The sequence below is a fragment of the Leifsonia lichenia genome (assembly GCF_054780215.1).
The window spans coordinates 111,718-130,353 of the sequence record NZ_BAAGWT010000004.1 but is presented as its reverse complement, the minus strand read 5'-3'; the positions used below and the strand labels follow the sequence as shown (position 1 = coordinate 130,353).

General features: G+C 70.7%; 15 protein-coding genes. 5 read left to right on the top strand and 10 right to left on the bottom strand.

Annotated features, from left to right (window positions below):
* Positions 1-84 precede the first annotated feature (84 nt).
* The 9 genes from ACYVGI_RS11100 to ACYVGI_RS11060 are packed head-to-tail and all read right to left on the bottom strand — an operon-like array spanning position 85 to position 8,497.
* Complete coding sequence (locus ACYVGI_RS11100) at positions 85-1,131, bottom strand: sulfate/molybdate ABC transporter ATP-binding protein (protein ID WP_460632680.1); 1,047 nt, start codon at positions 1,129-1,131, stop codon at positions 85-87.
* Complete coding sequence (locus tag ACYVGI_RS11095) at positions 1,128-1,901, bottom strand: ABC transporter permease (RefSeq protein WP_460632679.1); 774 nt, start codon at positions 1,899-1,901, stop codon at positions 1,128-1,130. Before ACYVGI_RS11095 ends, ACYVGI_RS11100 begins: the two co-directional genes overlap by 4 nt.
* Before the next feature lie 30 nt (positions 1,902-1,931).
* The gene (modA, locus tag ACYVGI_RS11090) at positions 1,932-2,735 is read right to left on the bottom strand and encodes a molybdate ABC transporter substrate-binding protein (protein WP_460632892.1); all 804 of its coding nucleotides are present in this window, start codon (positions 2,733-2,735) and stop codon (positions 1,932-1,934) included.
* The gene (locus tag ACYVGI_RS11085; RefSeq protein ID WP_460632678.1) at positions 2,732-3,136 is read right to left on the bottom strand and encodes a TOBE domain-containing protein; all 405 of its coding nucleotides are present in this window, start codon (positions 3,134-3,136) and stop codon (positions 2,732-2,734) included. The genes modA and ACYVGI_RS11085 overlap by 4 nt, the downstream gene beginning before the upstream one ends.
* A gap of 34 nt (positions 3,137-3,170) precedes the next feature.
* Positions 3,171-3,584, bottom strand: coding sequence for a molybdenum cofactor biosynthesis protein MoaE (locus ACYVGI_RS11080; protein WP_460632677.1), 414 nt, complete (start codon positions 3,582-3,584; stop codon positions 3,171-3,173).
* On the bottom strand, positions 3,581-4,570 hold the full coding sequence (gene moaCB, locus ACYVGI_RS11075; protein WP_460632676.1) for a bifunctional molybdenum cofactor biosynthesis protein MoaC/MoaB: 990 nt from the start codon (positions 4,568-4,570) through the stop codon (positions 3,581-3,583). Before moaCB ends, ACYVGI_RS11080 begins: the two co-directional genes overlap by 4 nt.
* Entirely contained in the window at positions 4,567-5,784 is a 1,218-nt protein-coding gene (locus ACYVGI_RS11070; RefSeq protein WP_460632675.1) for a molybdopterin molybdotransferase MoeA, read from the bottom strand. Before ACYVGI_RS11070 ends, moaCB begins: the two co-directional genes overlap by 4 nt.
* A gap of 4 nt (positions 5,785-5,788) precedes the next feature.
* On the bottom strand, positions 5,789-6,919 hold the full coding sequence (locus tag ACYVGI_RS11065) for a ThiF family adenylyltransferase (RefSeq protein ID WP_460632674.1): 1,131 nt from the start codon (positions 6,917-6,919) through the stop codon (positions 5,789-5,791).
* 51 nt (positions 6,920-6,970) lie between these two features.
* The gene (locus ACYVGI_RS11060; protein ID WP_460632673.1) at positions 6,971-8,497 is read right to left on the bottom strand and encodes a molybdopterin-dependent oxidoreductase; all 1,527 of its coding nucleotides are present in this window, start codon (positions 8,495-8,497) and stop codon (positions 6,971-6,973) included.
* Positions 8,498-8,560: 63 nt separating this feature from the next.
* On the opposite strand from ACYVGI_RS11060, the gene ACYVGI_RS11055 reads away from it, so the two are divergent.
* Positions 8,561-11,125, top strand: coding sequence for a DEAD/DEAH box helicase (locus tag ACYVGI_RS11055; protein ID WP_460632672.1), 2,565 nt, complete (start codon positions 8,561-8,563; stop codon positions 11,123-11,125).
* A gap of 112 nt (positions 11,126-11,237) precedes the next feature.
* On the opposite strand, the gene ACYVGI_RS11050 is transcribed toward ACYVGI_RS11055, so the two are convergent.
* Positions 11,238-13,631: an MMPL family transporter gene (locus ACYVGI_RS11050; protein ID WP_460632671.1), complete on the bottom strand. Its 2,394-nt coding sequence runs from the start codon at positions 13,629-13,631 to the stop codon at positions 11,238-11,240.
* 76 nt (positions 13,632-13,707) lie between these two features.
* Here ACYVGI_RS11050 and ACYVGI_RS11045 point away from each other — a divergent pair, with 76 nt between their 5' ends.
* The 4 genes from ACYVGI_RS11045 (at position 13,708) to ACYVGI_RS11030 (ending at position 17,068) form a co-directional block, all read left to right on the top strand.
* Entirely contained in the window at positions 13,708-14,304 is a 597-nt protein-coding gene (locus tag ACYVGI_RS11045; protein WP_460632670.1) for a TetR/AcrR family transcriptional regulator, read from the top strand.
* 123 nt (positions 14,305-14,427) lie between these two features.
* Positions 14,428-15,645, top strand: coding sequence for an inorganic phosphate transporter (locus ACYVGI_RS11040; RefSeq protein WP_460632669.1), 1,218 nt, complete (start codon positions 14,428-14,430; stop codon positions 15,643-15,645).
* Positions 15,642-15,974 carry a peptidase gene (locus tag ACYVGI_RS11035; RefSeq protein ID WP_460632668.1) on the top strand — a complete coding sequence of 111 codons (333 nt, stop codon included), beginning with the start codon at positions 15,642-15,644 and terminating at the stop codon, positions 15,972-15,974. Before ACYVGI_RS11040 ends, ACYVGI_RS11035 begins: the two co-directional genes overlap by 4 nt.
* A gap of 59 nt (positions 15,975-16,033) precedes the next feature.
* Positions 16,034-17,068, top strand: coding sequence for a helix-turn-helix domain-containing protein (locus ACYVGI_RS11030; protein ID WP_460632667.1), 1,035 nt, complete (start codon positions 16,034-16,036; stop codon positions 17,066-17,068).
* The last annotated feature ends 1,568 nt before the right edge of the window (positions 17,069-18,636 follow it).

The window sequence follows — 18,636 nt, the reverse complement described above, 5'->3', positions numbered from 1 at the left end:
GTTGTGCACGCGACACGCCGGATGCGGGCGTGCATAAGTCCCGGCTCGATGGCGGCGGATGGCGGCGGGTGACTGCGGGGACGGTCAGGCGGGGTAGACGCGGAGGTCGTCGGGGGAGACGGTGAGGGTGACCGGCGTGCCTGGACCGAGCGCGAGGTCGGCGACGATCGCGGGAGCGACCAGGGCGGTCAGGGCATCGGTGCGCACGAGGACGAGGTCGGCGCGCGGTTCGAGGCCGGTCACGACCGCCGAGATCAGGTTGGCGGACGTCGTGCGTGGCTCGGCGGAGAGCACCCGCACGCTCGACGGGCGCACGGCCGCAGCGACCCGGTCGCCGGGAGCGGCGCCCTCCACGACGGTCGCTGCGAGGGCGAGGCCGTCGTCCGTGACGATTCCGGATGCGGTGCGTCGCCCTGTCAGCAGCGTCACCCCGGTCAGCTCGGCGGTGAACGCCCTGCGCGGCCGGTCGAGGACGTCGCGGGTCGGCCCGTCGTCGACGACACGGCCATCGTGCAAGACGATCACGCGGTCGGCGAGCAGGTAGGCGTCGAGCGCGTCGTGGCTGACGATCACAGCGGTGCGCCCGTCGAGGGCGCGGGCGAGCGTCTGCCGCACCTCGCCGGTCACCGCGACGTCGAGGGCGGAGAGCGGCTCGTCGAGCAGCAGCAGCCGCGGTTCTGCTGCCAGAGCGCGGGCGACGGCGACGCGCTGCGCCTGCCCGCCGGACAGCTCATCCGGGTGGCGCTCGGCGAAGGCATCGACGCCCACCGTGCGCATCCAGTCGTCCGCCACAGAGCGGGCGTCCGCACGGGATGCGCGTGCGGCCCTCGGACCGAACTCCACGTTCTGTCGCACGGTCAGGTGCGGGAACAGCAGCGGCTCCTGCGCGAGCAGCGCGACCCCGCGGCGGTGCGGTGGGGTCCAGGTGCCGGGGAGGTCGAACAGCACGTCGTCGCCGAGCGACGCCCGGCCGGTGTCCGGGCGGATCAGCCCGGCGAGCATCCCGAGCAGAGTGGATTTGCCGGCGCCGTTCGGGCCGAGGACGGCGACGGTCTCGCCGTCCGCGACGGAGAGGTCGACGTCGATGCCGCGTTCTGCGAGCGTCGCGCGGAGGCGGACGGCGCCGCTCATCGCGCCGCCCTCAGACGACGGCGCGCCGGTTCTCCTGCGCCGTGCGCGACCGCGACCACGACGACGGAGACCACGATCAGCACCAGTGAGAGGGCGACCGCCGCATCCGGGTCGGTCTCGCGCTGCAGGTAGATCTCCAGCGGCAGCGTGCGGGTGACGCCCTGGAGGCTCCCGGCGAAGGTGATCGTCGCGCCGAACTCGCCGAGCGCTCGCGCGAACGACAGGATCGCGCCGGAGACCAGAGCGGGCAGGACGAGCGGCAGCGTCACCCGGAACAGCACAGTCGCCGGGCGCGCACCGAGGGTGGCGGCGACGGCCTCGAAGCGCGTCCCCGCGGTGCGCAGCGCGCCCTCCAGGCTGAGCACGAGGAACGGGAGGGCGACGAACGTCTGCGCGAGGATCACCGCCGTCGTCGAGAACGCGACGTCGAGCACCCCGCCGAGCAGCCCGCGCCGTCCGAACAGGTAGAGGAGCGCCAGACCGCCGACCACGGGCGGCAGCACCAGCGGGAGCAGCACGATCGCGCGCACCACCCGCTGGCCGGGGAACGGCACGCGCGCGAGCACGGTCGCCATCGGCACGCCGAGCAGCACGCACAGTGCCGTGGCCGCGACGGAGGTGCGCAGGCTCAGCCAGAGCGCATCAAGAGAGGATGGCGACGTGATCAGCGGGAGGAAGTTCGCCCAGTCGACCCTGGCCAGCATCGCCAGCACGGGCAGCAGCACGAACAGCGCGCCGACGACGGCGATCACCACGACCCAGGTCGGCACGTCCAGCCGACGCGGAGACGATCCCACGGTCTACGGCGCCCCGAAGCCGGCGGCCTTCAGGACGGCGCGGCCCTTCTCTCCGGTGACGAAGTCGACGAACGCCGCGGCCCCCGCGGGGTTCGGCGCCGCTTTCAGAGCGACAATCGGGTATGTGTTGACGGTCGACGCCGCCTCGGGGAACGGCACGGAGTCGACCTTGCTGCCCGCGCCCTTCACATCGGTGACGTAGACGATGCCGGCGTCCGCCTCGCCCGCCTCGACCTTGCCGAGCACATCGGTCACCGACGACTCCTGGCTCACCGGAGTCAGGGTCACGCCGCTCGACGCCTCCACCTTCGCCGTCGCCGCTCCGCACGGCACCTGCGGGGCACAGACCACGGTCTTGACGCCCGGCTTCGCCAGGTCGGCGAACGCGGTGATCTTCGCCGGGTTGCCAGGAGGGACGGCGATGGCGAGGACGTTGGTGGCGAAGTCGGACGGCTGGCCATCGGCCAGTTTCGCCGTGGTGAGCTTGGCCATGTTGGCCTCGTCGGCGGACGCGAACACGTCGGCGGGCGCGCCCTCGGTGAGCTGTGACACCAGGTCGGACGATCCAGCGAAGCTGAACGTCACCGTCGCCCCGGGATGCTCGGCCTCGAACGCCTTCCCGAGGTCGGTGAAGGTGGCCGTGAGCGACGCGGCGGCGAACACAGTGACCGTCCCTGTGACGGTATCCGCCGACGGCGACCCCGTGGATGCGCTCGGTGCGGTGCCGGAGGAGGCCGCGCATCCGGAGAGGGCGAGGGCAGCTGCGGCGGCGAAAGCTGCTGCGACGATCCGCTGGCGCACGGTCAGTCCCTTCCGATGGGGGTCTCGACGATGACGGTGGTGGCTTTGACGACCGCGACGGCGACGGAGCCGAGTTCGAGCCCGAGCTCCCGCACGGCCTCGCTGCTCATCAGCGACACGACCCTGTGCGGGCCGCACTGGAGTTCCACCTGCGCCATGACGGTGTCGACGGTGATGCTGGTCACCAGGCCGACGAAGCGGTTGCGTGCCGAGCGCGCGACGCCGGACGGGTCGGTGGGGAGCACGGCGTTCTGTCTGGCGAGCTGCGCGAGCTCGTAGCCGTCGACCACGGTGCGGCCGGCATCGTCCTTCGCGCTGCCGAGCAGCCCGGCGTCGATCCAGCGGCGAACCGTGTCGTCGCTCACCCCGAGGTACAGCGAAGCGTCTTTCACCCGAATCTGCGGCACGCAACCGACTCTAGCCCCGCACCTGCGGAACGGGCTAGAGGCCCACCCACTCGGAGACGCCGTCGGCGAAGTGCTGGCGCTTCCAGATCGGCACCCTGGTCTTGATCAGGTCGACGAGAGCGGCGCACGCCGCGAACGCCTCGGCCCTGTGCGGAGCGGCGACGGCGGCGATGAGGGCAGGGTCTCCGATGGTGAGCGAGCCGACCCTGTGCTCGGCGGCGACCCGCAGACCGCTGCGCGACGCGATCTCCTCGCAGCACTCGCGGAGGAACCGCTCGGCCTCCGGATGCGCCCGGTAGTCGAGCGAGACGACGCCGCGGCCGCCGTCGTGGTCGCGCACGATGCCCTGGAACGACACGACGGCGCCCGACGCGGCTCGCCAGACGAACTCCTCGACTGTCGAACCGTCGAGGGGGTCGGCGCTGATGGCTGCGTACACGTCTCTCATCGGCTGTGGTCGCCTCCGCGAAGCTGGTCGAGCAGGTGCGGGAGCAGATCGGCGAGCACGGCCAGTCCGTCCGCCACCCCGCCGCGCGAACCGGGCAGATTGACCACCAGGGTTCCTCCCGCGACCCCGGCGACGCCCCTGCTGAGCGCGGCGAGCGGCGTGTGCTCCGCCCCGCGCGCCCGAAGCGCCTCTGCGACGCCGGGCAGGGCACGATCGAGCACGGCGGTGGTGGCCTCCGGCGTGCGGTCGGTGGGGGAGACGCCGGTGCCGCCCGTGGTCAGCAGGACGGCGGGGCGGGCGAGCAGCGCATCCCGGATCGCCGAGGCGATGTCGGCGTCGGCGACCACGCGCACGTCTGCAGGGAGCTGCCGCGCGGCGAGCCACGCCGCGATCACCGGACCGGTGGTGTCCTCGGCCTCGCCGGCAGCGGCGCGCGTGGAGGAGACGACGACGATGGCGGTGGATGCAGTGGGTTCCGCCGCGACGGCGGGCGCCGGTTCCTGCTGCGCCGTCTCCCGCCGCCAGTCGCCACGCTTGCCCCCGCTCTTCGAGAGGAGCTGCACGTCCGTCAGTGTCGCCGCGGGGTCGACCGCCTTGATCATGTCGTGCAGGGTCAGCCCCGCGACCGCCACGGCCGTCAGCGCCTCCATCTCCACTCCCGTGCGCCCGTGGGTGCGGGTGGTGGCCTCGATGTCGATGACCCCGGTGTCCGCATCCAGGGAGAACACGATGTCCACGGCCGTCAGCGGCAGCGGGTGGCACAGCGGGATCAGCTCCGAGGTGCGCTTGGCTCCGCCGATGCCCGCGAGCCTCGCCGTCGCCAGCACATCGGCTTTGGGCAGATCGTCGGCTCTGACCAGGCGGACGACGTCGGAGCGGGTCACCACCCGTCCGCGCGCCACCGCCTGCCTGTCGGTCTCCTGCTTTCCTCCGACGTCGACCATCCGCGCCCTGCCGTCTCCGTCGATGTGGCTGAGTCCGCTCATAGGGTCCACACTGTCACGTCGTCGCCGGCCTGGAGGTCCACGGTGTCCGTCGGCACCTCGATGAGCACGTCGGAGCGCGCCATCGCCGCCACCAGATGCGAGCTGGGGCCCGCGACCTGCTCGACCGTGCCGTCCGGCAGGCGTCTGCCGCGCAGGAACTGCCGTCTGCCGGCCACCGAGTGCACGTCCGCCGCGAGTCGCGCGGGCGAGGGAGGCGAGGAGGGAAGCCCGGCGGAGTCGCGCAGCAGGTCGCGCAGGAACACCGTGAACGAGACCTGCGTGCTCACCGGGTTGCCGGGGAACGACAGCACAGGAACACCGGAGACGACGCCGGTCGCCTGCGGTCCGCCCGGCTGCATCGCCACCGTCACCACCTCGGCGCCGTGCGGCTCAAGCACCTCGCGCACCACCTCGTACGCGCCCTTCGAGATTCCGCCGGAGGTGACGACGAGGTCGCTCACGCTCACCGCGTGCAGCAGCGCGCGTTCGAACTCGTCGTGGTCGTCGCTCGTGGCCGTCCGCACGGAGACGAGCGCGCCGGACTCCTCGACCAGGGCGGCGAGCGCCACGCCGTTCGCGTCGAACACCTGGCCGAACTCGGCGGTCGCCCCCGCGGACACCAGTTCGGCGCCGGTGGTCAGGATGCCGACCCGCAGCCGAGCACGCACCTCCACCGTCTCCGCCCCTGCCGCCGCGATGGCCGCCAGGTGGCGCGCGGCCAGCCGGGTGCCGGCATCCACCAGGGTGTCGCCGCGGCGCAGGTCGCTCCCACGCTCGCGCACGTACTCGCCAGGGCGGCGGGAGCGGCGGATCTCGACGACGGCGCCGGAGAGGTCGTCGTCTCGGCCGAGCACCAGCTCGGTGTCCTCGATGGGCACGATGGCGTCGGCTCCGCTCGGCACGGGAGCGCCCGTCATGATGCGCACGGCGGTTCCCCTGGTGAGGATCACCGGCACCGTGTGCCCGGCGGGGATGTCGCCGCTCACCTCGAGAGCGACCGGCGTGTGCTCGATGTCGGCGGAGCGCACGGCGTAGCCGTCCATCTGCGAGTTGCGGAACAGCGGCAGGTCGACGTCCGAGCGCACGGCGGCGGCGGTGACCCTGCCGGACGCCTCCGCCAGCGGAACCCGCTCCGCGGCGGCCACGGCGAGCAGCGGCTCGACGAGGCGGGCGATGGACTCTGCGTGCTCCTCGACCGTGCGCGGTGGCGTCATGTCCTTAGTATCGCGCCAGGTCGCCGTCGATGTCTCTGGCCCAGGCGTCGATGCCCCCGGCGAGCACGATCCCGGATGCGCCCGCCTCGGCCAGCTTCGCCCGTGCGGTCTCCGCGCGCACGCCGTGGTGGCAGACGATCACGAGCGGATCGTCGCCGAGCCGTGCTGCGACCCCGGAGGGATCGGCGACCACGACCCCGAGAGGCACGAGCAGGGAGCCGGGGATCTCGGCGATGTCCGCCTCCCACGGTTCGCGCACGTCGAGCAGCGTGTGCGGCTCACCGGCCAGCAGGCGGGCGTGCAGTTCGGACGGGCTGATGGTGTCTGTCACTCCGCAGAACTCCTCATAGTCGATCAGGCCAGTGATGGGGGATGCATCAGGGTCGCGCTCGTACGCCAGCTCGCGGGTGTCTCCGCGTAGCGCATCGTGGATCAGCACCCGGCCGAGCAGCGGAAAGCCCGTGCCGGTGACGAGCTTGACGGCCTCGCTCACCATGACGCTGCCGATCACACCGCACACGGAGGGGAGCGCGCCGGCCTCCGCACAGCTCGCAACGCTGCCCGGCTCCGGCGGCACGGGGAACAGGTCGCGGTAGTGCGGGCCGTGCGCCGCCCAGCTCACTCCGGCCTGCCCGCCGAACTGGTGCACGGCGCCCCAGACCACGGGGAGCCCGGCGAGCACGGCGGCGTCGTTGACCAGGTAGCGGGTGGGGAAGTTGTCGCTGCCGTCGAGCACGAGGTCGAACCCGGTCAGGATGCGCTCGGCGTTCTGAGCCGTCAGCCGTTCGGGGAACACGACGACCTCGGTCTCCGCGTCCAGCGCGTGGACCGTCTCCGCTGCGGAGTCCGCCTTGCGGCGGCCGACGTCGGCCGGGGTGTGCACGGTCTGCCTCGGCAGGTTGCTCCGCTCCACCCTGTCGTCGTCCACGATGCCGATGGCTCCGACGCCCGACGCGGCCAGCAACGGGAGCACAGCGGAACCGAGCCCGCCCGCGCCGACCACGAGGATGCGCGCGTTGCGGAGGCGACGCTGGGCGAGCATCCCGAATCCCGGCAGTTGTGCGGTGCGGGCGTAGCGGGCCTCGCGCTCGGGCGAGAGCTCAGGGCCGGGTGCGACGAGGGGAGGTATGCCCATGCACTCAGTATCCCTCGGTGCTGGCGCTGGAGTGCGGGTTCAGGCGCGCGCTCAGGCGACCGTGACCTGGATGCTGTGCAGGCCGGTGGCGCCGTTGGGCACGACGTCGGCGACCTTCGAGGTCTGCACCGTGCCGTTCGCGTCCGTTGCGCGCACCGTGATGGTGTGCCCGCCTTTCGTGGCGGGCCACGCGTACTTCCACTGGCGCCAGGTGTCCACCGAGATCGCGTCCGCCAGGGTCGCCTCCTCCCACGGGCCGCTGTCGATCCGCACGTGCACGGCGCTCACGCCGACGTGCTGCGACCAGGCGACACCGGCCACCGCGACCGTGCCGGCGGCGACCTGACGGCCGGAGGCTGGCACGTCGATGCGCGACGACAGCTTGACCGGGCCGCGCTGCGACCAGCCCCGGTCGGTCCAGTATGAGGTGACCTTGTCGAACCTGGTCACGTTGAGCTCTACCACCCACTTCGTGGCGGAGACGTAGCCGTAGAGGCCAGGCACGACCATCCTCACCGGGTAGCCGTGCTCCAACGGCAGCGGCTGGCCGTTCATTCCGACGGCGAGGATGGCGTTCCGCTCGTCGGTCAGGGCCTCGATCGGCGTGCTGGCCGTCCAGCCGTCCTGGCTCTTCGACAGCACCATGTCGGCGTCCGCGCTCGGCTTCGCGCGCGCCAGCAGGTGCCGGATGGGGTATCCCAGCCAGGTGGCATTGCTGATCAGGTCGCCGCCCACCTCGTTCGAGACGCAGGTGAGGGTGGTGGTCGACTCCTCCAGCGGCAGCTTCAGCAGCTCGGCGAAGCTCAGCTCCACCTCGTTCTCGACCATCCCGACGATGCGCAGCTTCCAGGTGGCAGGGTCGATGCCCGGGATCTGCAGTGCGGTGTCGATCCGGTAGAAGTCGGCGTTCGGCGTGACGATGGGGGAGAGACCGGCGATGTCGAACGAGGCTCCGGCCGGAATGGGCGGTGCGGCGACCGCAGGCTTCGGCAGGTGGAACGCCGCCCGCGCCGCCGCTGCCGTGCGGTAACCGGTCGCGACCACCTGGCCGACGATCACGGCGAGCGCACCGGCCGCGGCCGTGGTTCCCGTCGCCGCGAGGAACCGACGCCTCGTCACAGAGCCGTCCGGCGCGATCCTGGTCGGCGCGGTTCCGCGCAGCATCGTCGCCAGGATGCCGAGTGCGATGATGCCGACGGCCGCCGTCACGACGGAGGGCGCGGCGTCCAGCAGCCCTGCGCCGGAGCGGGTGAGCGCGGCGAACACGCCGACCGCGCCGCCGAGGCCGATCAGGATGCGCCCGAGCGGCGGCCGGCGCAGCTCCAGCCACCCGGCGAGCGCTCCGGCCGCCAGCACCACGATGGCGAGCGAGGCGACGAGCACCGCCTTGTCGCCTGTGCCGAACAGGGCGATCACGCCCTCCTTCAGCCAGGCGGGCACCAGGTCGATGACCAGTGCGCCCACCACGAGCACGGGGCTGCCGTTCTGCACGAGGAACGCGCTGACGAGTTCCCCTGCACCGACACCGGCGAGCACGCTCGCCACACCGGCAGCGGCCGGACGCCAGAACGACACCATGGCGTGAGGCTAGGCGCGCAAGCTGTGACGATGTCGAGTGCGGCATGGGAGGCTTGGGTCACGATGTCAGAACGCAGTCAGCTCCGCGTCGGGGCGATCCCCGGCTACACCGGTCCAGCCAGCCTGGACGACGATGCCCTCTACGACACCTTCGTGGCGTGGGTGGAGGAGAGCGGCATCAGCCTCTACCCCGCCCAGGACGAGTCGGTGATCGAGGTCGTCGCCGGAGCGAACCTCATCCTGAGCACACCGACAGGCACGGGCAAGTCGCTCGTCGCCGTCGGCGCCCACTTCGCCGCGCTCGCCCGCGGGGAGCGCAGCTTCTACACCGCGCCGATCAAGGCGCTCGTCTCGGAGAAGTTCTTCTCCCTCGTCGAGATCTTCGGAGCGGAGAACGTCGGCATGATGACGGGAGACTCCGCCGTCAACGCCGACGCCCCGATCATCTGCTGCACCGCGGAGATCCTCGCCAACCTCGCCCTCCGCCACGGAGCGGACACCCCGGTCGGCCAGGTGGTGATGGACGAGTTCCACTTCTACTCCGACCCCGACCGCGGCTGGGCGTGGCAGGTGCCGCTGCTCACCCTCCCTCGCACGCAATTCGTCCTCATGTCGGCCACCCTCGGCGACGTCACGGCGCTCGCCGACGACCTCAGCGCGCGCACCGGCCGCGAGACGGCGACGGTCACCGGCGTCGAGCGCCCCGTGCCGCTGCACTACTACTACGAGGTCACCCCGGCGCACGAGACGGTCGAAGACCTCCTCAGCACGGGGCAGGCGCCCATCTACATCGTCCACTTCTCCCAGCTCGCCGCGCTCGAACGCGCGCAGGCGCTCTCCAGTGCGCGGATCGCCAGCCGGGAGCAACGGGATGCGATCGCCGAGCTGATCGGCGAGTTCCGCTTCACGACATCGTTCGGCAAGACCCTCTCCCGCCTGCTCAGGCAGGGCATCGGCGTGCACCACGCCGGGATGCTGCCCAAGTACCGCAGGCTGGTCGAGCAGCTCGCTCAGCGCGGGATGCTGCGGGTCATCTGCGGCACGGACACCCTGGGCGTCGGCATCAACGTCCCCATCAGGACGGTGCTGCTGACGGCGCTGACCAAGTTCGACGGCACCAGGATGCGGCAGCTCAACGCTCGCGAGTTCCACCAGATCGCCGGACGAGCAGGGCGGGCGGGCTACGACACGGCAGGCACGGTCGTGGCCCAGGCGCCGGAGCACGAGTCGGAGAACCTGAAAGCGATCGAGAAGGCGGGCGACGATCCGAAGAAGCGCCGCAAGATCGTCCGCAAGAAGGCGCCGGACGGGTTCGTATCGTGGGGAGAGCCGTCGTTCAGGAAGCTGATCGAGGCGGAACCGGAGACCCTCACGTCTTCCATGCAGATCACGAGCGCGATGCTCATCAACGTGATCGGCCGTGGGGGAGACGTGTTCGAGCACGTGCGCGCGCTGGTGTTCGACAACCACGAACCGTGGAAACGACAGCTCGCCCTCGCCAGGCGCGCCCTCGGCCTGTACCGCTCCCTGCTCACCGCAGGTGTCGTCGAGAACGTGGATGGGCGCATCCAGTTGACGGTGGACCTGCAGCCGAACTTCGCCCTCAACCAGCCGCTGTCCCCGTTCGCGCTCGCCGCGTTCGAGCTCTTCGACCAGGAATCGCCCGAGTACGCCCTCGACATCGTCTCCGTGGTCGAGGCGACCCTCGACGACCCGCGCCCCGTGCTGTCCGCGCAGCAGTTCCAGGCGCGCGGCGAGGCGGTCGCGGCCATGAAGGCGGACGGCGTGGAGTACGACGACCGGATGGAGGCGCTGGAGCAGGTCACGCATCCCCAGCCCCACGCCGAACTGCTGGCGGCGGCGTTCTCCACCTACGCCGCCAGCCAGCCCTGGGTGGCCGACTTCGAGCTCAGCCCCAAGTCGGTGGTGCGCGACCTGTACGAGCGCGCGATGACGTTCGGCGAGTACATCGCCCTCTACAAGCTGGCCCGCTCCGAGGGGGTGGTGCTGCGCTATCTGTCCGACGCATACCGTGCCCTCGGCCAGACGGTGCCGGCCGACCTCCGCACCGACGACCTCCGCGACCTGATCGAGTGGCTCGGCGAGCTGGTGAGGCAGGTCGACTCGAGCCTCCTCGACGAGTGGGAGGAGCTCATCCACCCGGATGCGTCAGCACACGCCGCCTCAGCGAGCGAGCTCGCGCCTCCTCCACCCCGCAACGTCACGACCAACCGCCGCGCGTTCTTCGTGCTGGTGCGCAACGAACTGTTCCGCCGCGTGCAGCTCGCCGCCCTGGACAAGGTGCAGGAGCTCGGAGCGGTGGAGGTCGAAGCGGCGTCGCTCGCCGGCCTGGCGACGCCGACCTTCACGGAGCTCGACTGGGACGAGGCCCTGGAGGCCTACTACGCCGACCACGACGAGATCGGCACGGATGCGGCAGCCCGCTCAGCGGCGATGATCATCGTCGACGAGACGGCCGCGGCGGCAGACGGAGTGTGGAAGGTGCGGCAGATCCTCGCAGACCCAGCAGGAGACCACGACTGGGGCATCAGCGCGGAGGTCCTGCTCGGCGCGTCAGCCGAGGCGGGCGTCGCGGTGGTGTCGGTGACGGGGGTGGGGCGGCTGTAGCGCGCCCCACCGGCTGTAGCGCGTCCCACCGGCTGCAGCGCGCCCCACCTGCTGCAGCGCGCCCCACCGGCTGCAGCGCGCCCCACCTGCTGCAGCGCCAGGCCGCCCGCGATCACTCCACGTGGTGCCGCCGCTCCAGCGCCGCGCCCTCCACATCCACGTTGGGCAGCACCCTGTCCAGCCAGCGGGGCAGCCACCACGCCGACCGGCCGAGCAGGTGCATCAGGGCCGGCATGAGCAGCATCCGCACCACGAACGCGTCGACGAGCACGCCGAAGGCGAGGCCGAAGCCGATCGAGCGGATCATCGTGGAGTCGCTGAAGACGAAGCCGCCGAAGACCGAGATCATGATGAGGGCGGCCGCGATCACCACGGTGCGGCCCGCCCGCAGGCCTTTCACGACCGCGAGACGCGCAGGGGCGCCGTGCACGTACGCTTCGCGCATCCCGGACGCCAGGAAGAGCTGGTAGTCCATCGCGAGGCCGAACAGGATGCCGACCAGGATCACCGGCAGGAAGCTCAGGATGGGGCCGGTGTGGATGCCGAGCGCCTCGGCGCCCCAGCCCCACTGGAACAGGGCCGTGATCGCTCCGTAGGTGGCGAACAGCGACAGGATGAAGCCGCCCGTCGCGATCAGCGGCACCAGCAGGGAGCGGAACACCAGGATCATGATGAGCAGCGACAGCCCCACCACCACCAGAAGGTAGAGCGGCAGCACGTCGGCGAGGTTCTGCGAGATGTCGAGGTTGATCGCGGTCTGGCCGGAGACGCCGAGGGTGATGTCGCCGTTCACCGTGCCGATGGCGCGGAGGTCGCCGACGAGCTTCTCGGTCGAGACGCTGTTCGGGCCTTCGGCCGGGACCACCTGGAACGCCATCAGCCGGTGGTCGTCGGAGACCGCGATCGGGGCGACGGCCACCACGTCCTTCTGGTCGGCGAGCTTCCTGGCGATGTCGAGCTGCGTCGAGGTCACCTGGTCGTCCTGCAGACCTGCCGGGATGTTCGCGGTGACCAGCAGGGGACCGGTCGCTCCGTCGCCGAAGGCGTCCGCGGTCTGCTGGAACGCGTTGTACGTGGTCGAGCCGACGGGCTCGGAGGAGCCGTCGGGCAGGCCGACCCGCATCGACAGGGCCGGGATGGCGACGACCAGCAGCGCGGCGGCGGTCGCCACGACCGTGATCACGGCCCGCCAGGTCGACATCGGCTTGGCCGCGGTGTCGTCGTGGTGCACCTTCCCGACCTTCGCCCTCGCACGCTTCGAGAGCAGACGGGTGCCGAGCAGGCCGAGGATGGCGGGGGTCAGCGTGATGGCGATGAGGACGGCGAGGATGACGGCGACGGCGCCGACCGTGCCCATCAGACCGAGGAACGGCACGCCCGTGACGTTCAGGGCGAGCAGGGCGACGACGACCGTCGTGCCGGCGAACACGACGGCATTGCCCGACGTGCCGTTGGCCAGGCCGACGGACTCGTGCGGCTCCGCGCCCTCCAGGAGCTGGCGTCTGTGCCGCTTCACGATGAACAGCGAGTAGTCGATCCCGACGGCGAGGCCGAGCATGATGGCGAGCACGGGGGTCACGGACGCCATGTCCACGATCCCGGAGAACGCCAGGGAGCCGAGCGCGGCGACGCCGACGCCGAACAGGGCGGTGACGAGGGGGAGCGCCGCAGCGACGAGCGACCCGAGCACCACGACGAGCACGATCGCGGCGAACACGACGCCGACGGCCTCGCCGACGCCCACGATCTGCGGAACGCCCTGAGCGATGTCGGTGGAGAACGAGACGGTCACCCCGTCGATCGGCTTCGACTCGAAGTGCTCGATGACGGCCTGCTTGGAGTCCTCGGAAAGCTCCAGGCGCGGCTCGGTGAACGCCACGTTCACCAGCGCCGTCGCGCCGTCCTCCGACACCACGCGGATGCCGTCGGACAGTTTCAGGAGCTCCGCCCCCTGCTCCAGCTCCTTCTGTTTCGCCGCGATCGTGGCTTTGTTCGCGTCGATCGTCTGCTGCTGGGCGTCGAGCTGGGTGGTCGGCATCCCTGCCGCTTCGAGCTGCTGCTTCGCCGCATCCAGTTGCTGCTGACCGGCGTCGAGCTGCGCGGTCGCCTGGTCGAGCTGGGCGCGACCGTCCGTCACCTGCGCCTGCCGGTCCGCCCGCTGCTTCTCCGTGCTGAACGGGTCGATGATGTCCGCCACGTCCGGCAGGCCGTCCCCGTCCTTCACGAGCGCACTGATGTCGTCGCGCTGAGCGGAAGTGAACGCGGAGCCGTCCTTCGTCTGGAACACCACCGTTCCCGAGGCGCCGGCGTAGTCGGGGAGTTTCTTCGTGAGCTCGTCCACCACGGCACCGGATGCGGTCCCCGGCACGTCGAAGCTCGTCGTCAGGCCCTTGAAGCCGATCAGGAAGCCGCCGACGGCGATGCCGAGCACGATGATCCAGGCGATGACCACCCGCCAGGCTCTGTGTGCGGAGAACTTCCCGAGGCGGTACAGCAGTTCGGCCATTTCGCATCCCTTTCGTGGCGTCCGCGTCGATAATACGCAACGGTTCGTCTCGATAAATGCAGGTAAGCTGTGAGCCATGCCGGATGGACGACGAGGAGCACCCCGCAGCGAGGCAGCACGGCTCGCCATCCTCGAGGCAACGGCAGCGCTTTTCGCAGAACGCGGCTACGACCACCTCAGCATCGAGGGCATCGCCGCCCGCGCCGGAGTCGGCAAACAGACCGTCTACCGCTGGTGGTCGGGCAAGAGCGCGCTGATCGCCGAGTGCCTGCTGGAGGGGATGCTGCTGCCGGACCGCTTCGTGCTCGCCGACACCGGCGACCTGCGGGACGACCTCACGGCCTGGCTCACCGAGGTGCTGGCCGTGCTGGAGAGCCCGGCGGGCGAGGGGCTGTTCCGCTCCCTGATCGCTGCGGCGACGGAGAACGCCGACGTCGGCAGCAGGCTGCGCGAATCCCTCGCCGATCCCCGGCTCTTCGCCACCAGGCTGCGGGATGCGCGCGCATCCGGAGAGCTGCGGGCCGGCCTCCCCATCGACGACGTCAGCGAGACCGTGATCGGCGCGCTGATCTTCCGCGCCATCGCCGGCGCGCCGTCCGACCCCGGATTCGGGGGCCGCCTGGTCGATCTGGTCCTCGGCCCCCGGCCGAGCGCCCCACGAGACGCCGCGTGAAGTTGACCTCGTCCCGCTGCCGTGTGAGTATTTTCGTGGTTGCGTAACAGCGCCAGGTCATTTGCATGAATCCCCGATGAACTCTGGCGGGGAGGACTGTGTCCCGACACGAGAAAGTAACCGGTGGATCTCACCCTCATCGTCGTGCTGGTCATCGCGCTGGCCCTGTTCTTCGACTTCACCAACGGCTTCCATGACACCGCGAACGCGATGGCGACCCCCATCGCCACCGGCGCGATGCGGCCGAAGGTCGCCGTCGCTCTCGCTGCCGTCCTGAACCTGGTCGGAGCGTTCCTCTCCACCGAGGTCGCGAAGACCATCTCCGGCGGCATCATCAAAGAGGGCTCCGGTGGCGTCCTCATCACGCCGGAGCTGATCTTCGCCGGGCTGGTCGGCGCCATCATCTGGAACATGGTGACCTGGCTGCTCGGCCTGCCGTCGTCGTCCAGCCACGCGCTGTTCGGCGGGCTGATCGGCGCCGCGCTCGTCGGCGCCGGGCTCGGCTCCGTCGACTTCGTCGTCGTGCTCGACAAGGTCATCCTGCCCGCGCTCATCGCACCGGTCACGGCCGGTGTCGTGGCGTACTGCGCGACCAAGCTGGCCTACTGGATCACGCGCCGCTACGACGGCCGCCCTGACGGCCGCGGCGGGTTCCGCTACGGCCAGATCTTCTCCTCCTCCCTCGTCGCCCTCTCGCACGGCACCAACGACGCGCAGAAGACGATGGGCGTCATCACGCTCACCCTCATCGCGGCCGGTGTGCAGACCGCGGGGTCCGGCCCGGAGCTCTGGGTGGTCGTCGCCTGCGCCCTCGCCATCGCCATCGGCACGTACTCCGGCGGCTGGCGCATCATCCGCACGCTCGGCCGCGGCCTCACCGAGGTCAAGCCTGCGCAGGGCTTCGCGGCGGAGACGAGCACGGCGGCCACCATCCTGGCCTCCAGCCACCTCGGCTTCGCGCTGTCCACCACACAGGTCGCCTCTGGTTCGGTCATCGGCTCCGGCCTCGGCCGCCGCGGCGCGTCGGTGCGCTGGGGAACGGCGGGCCGGATCGCGCTCGGCTGGCTGCTCACGCTCCCCGCGGCCGGAATCGTCGGCGCCGTCTCCGCCTGGCTGGTCGACCTCGGCCCGATCGGCCTCGCCATCGACGCCATCGCCGCCGTCGTCGTCATCGTGCTCATCTTCTGGCTCTCCAGCCGCAACAAGGTCGACAGCACGAACGCGGTCGCCCCGGCGCCCGTGCAGGGCGTGAGCGAGGTCGCGGCGTCCGGCCGCGCCGTCAAGATCAAGAAGGTCAAGCCGCTCAAGAAGCCGCGTGGCAAGGAGAAGGAGTCAGCATGATCGACTGGATCGCCTTCCTGGTCGTCTTCGCCGCATCCATCATCGGCGCCTGCGTGGTGGTCGGCCTGTACGCGTTCGGAACACGGCTGCTCGCTGTCGCCGGGCGCGCCCTGTTCGTCGAGCCGGTCGAGTTCACGGACGCCATCACCGTCATCTCGCCGGAGGAAGCGGCTCGCGCGCTCAAGAAGGCTGCGAAGGCCCGCAAGAAGAACCCGCTCTCCGACGCACAGAAACGCTGGGCACTGACGGGCGCGTACGCCTGCTTCGTGGGCTGCGGCCTCGCCGTGCTCTACGGGCTGTACCTGATCATCCCGTTCTTCCACCAGTAGGATCGTCCTCCGGCGCGAAGACATTGTGCATCTGACATTCCGCATGTGACAATGGGGGGATGCGTCACCGTCCTGCCACGCCCGGCGACGTGCGCGTGGCGCGGCTCGGCCGTGCGTCGGCGTCAGCCGGTGCACCAGGCGAGTTCGGGGAGCTGAGCGCGCAGGGCGAGCCGGGGGAGCTGACGGTGCTCGTCCAACTGCGGGGCAGCGCCGAACTGACGAACGGTCGGCGCACGGTGACGGCGAGCCGCGGCGACGTGATCGCTTTCGTGCACGGGCGAGAGCAGCGCATCCGGCAGCACGACGACTCGGATGCGCTCGTCGTGCACCTCCCTCGCCGCGCGATCCCCGGCCTCGACGACGCCATCGCGGGGCCGGATGTCATCCTCCGCGCTGCCGACAGCGCGCTGCTGCCGATCGTCGTGCCCTTCGCGCGGCATTTCGCCGACCATGTCGACGACCTCGCCGGACCCGCCGCGCAGCAGCTTTTCCGCGGGGCGGCCAGGATGCTCGCCGCCGCCCTGCTCGCCGACCCACCGGAACCCGTGGATGCGCTGTCCGCCGTCCGCGCATACATCGACGAGAACCTGGGATGCGCGGAGCTGACCCCGGCGGTGGTCGCGCGCGCGAACTACCTGTCGGTGCGGGCGCTCCACGCGTTGTTCGCGACGACGGGCGGCTCGGTCAGCGCGTGGATCAGGAATCGCCGGCTCGACGCCTGCCGAGCAGACCTCGCCGACGACGGCTTCGCCCACCGGACGATCGCAGACATCGCGCTGGCCCGCGGCCTGGCGGACCCGGCCCACTTCAGCCGCTTGTTCGTGCGGAGGTTCGGCGTGACGCCGAGCGCGTATCGCTCGGGACGGCACCGCGCGGGCGACGGTGCGGCCGTGGAGGCCGCGACCGCCGCCCGCGGGAGTTTCCCGGACGCGCCAGGCGATCCGCTATCGGGCGGACGTGCTGCGGCGACGACGCCTGATCGCCGAGACGCCGCTGGCCACCACACCGAGGAGCACGGCGGCGCCCGCTCCGAGGAGGCCGACGACGGCGCCGTCCATCACGCGTGTCCCCGTCGCGGGCAGCTCACCGGCTGAGGGCGTCGTGGTGACGGGCGGGAGGGGGTCGGTCGCAGCGTCTCCTGCAGCGTCGCTGTCGGCGCCGCCCGTGGACCCCTCGTCCGCCGTCCCGTCTTCCGCCGTCTCGTCTCCGGTGGGGGCTTCGTCCGACGGCACTTCCTCCGATGGTTCCTCGTAGTCCTCGTCGTACTCGTCGGAGATCGGGTCGGTGGGCGGGTTGGGGAACTCGATCACCGGTTCTTCGATGCCCGGTTCCTCGATGCCGGGTTCTTCGATGCCGGGTTCCTCGATTCCGGGTTCCTCGATACCGGGCTCTTCGACGCCCGGTTCCTCGACGCCCGGTTCCTCGATACCGGGCTCTTCGATACCGGGCTCTTCGATACCGGGCTCTTCGATACCGGGCTCTTCGATACCGGGCTCTTCGATACCCGGTTCTTCGATACCCGGTTCCTCGACACCGGGCTCTTCGATACCGGGCTCTTCGATACCCGGTTCCTCGATACCCGGTTCTTCCACCGCAGCCCTCGTCAGGCGCAGTGCGAAGGTGGCCTCGTCGTTGTTGGAGATGATCGCCTTAGTCTGATCGTTCTCGTTGGCGCGCACGCCGGAGAACGGGTAATCGCCACCGCCGACGCCGTGCGGGTACTCCTTGGTGAACGCGAGGGTGAGGTCGCCGTCCAGCGGCTTCCGCTCTGTCACGGTGATGTGACCGTCGCGGTGGGTGCGGACGTCGACGTAGTCGCGCGCATCCGGTGTCGATGCCTCCGCGTCGAACTCGACCGCGAACCCGTTGAGGGCTCCGGCGTCGGTCAGGACGAGCTGACTGTCGATGGCGAACGTCTGGTCGCCGAACGACGGCGTCGCGCGATAGCGGCGCAGCAGTTCGTCGATCTCCGCCGTCGCCTCGGACAGGTCGTGCTTCGCAGGCGGAGTGTCGCTCTCCGTCCCTTCCAGCACCCGTCGCGTCACGGAGAGGTCGCCGAGTTCCATTCGGGGCAGCGGATGCGTGAGCGAGTCGCGCGCGAACAGCCACCAGGCCTTCATCTGCGCGGCCATGAGGTACTCGCCGGCCTCCTCGGTGGTGGCCACGAGCGGCTGCGTGCCGTCGAGGTGGACATCCAGCCCCACCTCCGACGCGAGCTGGACGCCCGAGTTAATCGTGTCCATGATCTCCCTCGCGGTGTCGGCGGGGACGAGCCTGGTGAGGTCGAAGTACGTCGAGTCGTTCTCGATGTCGTAGCTCATGTGGAAGATGTCGATGCACAGGGCGACGTACTCGGCCAGGTAGCGGCCGGTGGTCGGCTCGTGGCCGAAGAAGTAGTACGGCAGCCCGACCACCGGAGTGCCGAGCGAGTTGCGCATCTCCGGGAGGTCCATTCCGGCGTGCACCCGTTCGAGGCGTTCCACGTCGACCGCGACGGCGCTGAACTGCATGGGCTGGTAAATGCTCGGCTGCTCCTCCCAGTCGAGGGAGGCGATGGGCTGCACGCGGGCGTGGGGGTCGTACAGCTCTGGATGCTGCGCCGCCGACGCCGGCAGCTCCAGTAGGGCGATCATGGTCGCCGTTGCTGCGACGACTCCGATCG

Coding starts and splice junctions, on each gene's coding strand:
- ACYVGI_RS11100 (WP_460632680.1), bottom strand. CDS start 1,131: ATGAGCGGCGCCGTCCGCCTCCGCGCGACGCTCGCAGAACGCGGCATC.
- ACYVGI_RS11080 (WP_460632677.1), bottom strand. CDS start 3,584: ATGAGAGACGTGTACGCAGCCATCAGCGCCGACCCCCTCGACGGTTCG.
- moaCB (WP_460632676.1), bottom strand. CDS start 4,570: ATGAGCGGACTCAGCCACATCGACGGAGACGGCAGGGCGCGGATGGTC.
- ACYVGI_RS11070 (WP_460632675.1), bottom strand. CDS start 5,784: ATGACGCCACCGCGCACGGTCGAGGAGCACGCAGAGTCCATCGCCCGC.
- ACYVGI_RS11065 (WP_460632674.1), bottom strand. CDS start 6,919: ATGGGCATACCTCCCCTCGTCGCACCCGGCCCTGAGCTCTCGCCCGAG.
- ACYVGI_RS11060 (WP_460632673.1), bottom strand. CDS start 8,497: ATGGTGTCGTTCTGGCGTCCGGCCGCTGCCGGTGTGGCGAGCGTGCTC.
- ACYVGI_RS11055 (WP_460632672.1), top strand. CDS start 8,561: ATGTCAGAACGCAGTCAGCTCCGCGTCGGGGCGATCCCCGGCTACACC.
- ACYVGI_RS11050 (WP_460632671.1), bottom strand. CDS start 13,631: ATGGCCGAACTGCTGTACCGCCTCGGGAAGTTCTCCGCACACAGAGCC.
- ACYVGI_RS11045 (WP_460632670.1), top strand. CDS start 13,708: ATGCCGGATGGACGACGAGGAGCACCCCGCAGCGAGGCAGCACGGCTC.
- ACYVGI_RS11035 (WP_460632668.1), top strand. CDS start 15,642: ATGATCGACTGGATCGCCTTCCTGGTCGTCTTCGCCGCATCCATCATC.
- ACYVGI_RS11030 (WP_460632667.1), top strand. CDS start 16,034: ATGCGTCACCGTCCTGCCACGCCCGGCGACGTGCGCGTGGCGCGGCTC.